Annotated in this window: 1 protein-coding gene; it reads right to left on the bottom strand. The window is 60.8% G+C overall.

Translation table 11 applies throughout. The features are described from left to right. Positions 1 to 509, bottom strand: a 509-nt coding sequence (locus H1B37_RS33145) for a transposase (protein ID WP_353620986.1), incomplete at its 3' end; no start/stop codon positions are given. Between the last annotated feature and the right edge of the window lie 21 nt (positions 510 to 530).

Here is a 530-nt window from a genome sequence, read left to right on the forward strand (position 1 = left end):
CCTCGGGGTCGCATGGTGGATTCGAGGTTTAGGCGTCGGGCGATCGATTCGACCCAGCCTTCATCACCCAGCGGCGCGCCCCGCTGGGCACAGCGCCGAACCGACTCAAGCTCCTTTTGCGACAGCGCTTCGTTCACACGATCGACCCACCGCGATGATCGCGAAATGGGCCAAGGCGATAACAGACTCGGATTTGAGTCACGCTTGAAATGCCAACGCCAGAGTGATCCCCACCGCCACGCCTCTGCCCGATCCACCAGTCCCGCACGCAGCGCATTCCGCTCGACATACCGGCAAACCACGTGAAAATGGTCGTCATCCTGGATCGGAAAACTCTTGTAGCGTTGCTGGTAGACATGCCCCATCCCTCCAGTCTGATAGTGGGCGTGGTACCGCATCGTGTGCGTGCCGCCGACCCAGCCCATGAACCGACTCATCTCGCCGTCCACCAAGGGCCTGAGCACGAGGTGGTAGTGGTTCGGCATCAACTCGTATGCGAACAGTTCCACCTGATGAATCGCCAGCGCCTC

The sequence above is a fragment of the Stieleria mannarensis genome, from assembly GCF_014154935.1.
Classification (GTDB): Bacteria; Planctomycetota; Planctomycetia; order Pirellulales; family Pirellulaceae; genus Stieleria; species Stieleria mannarensis.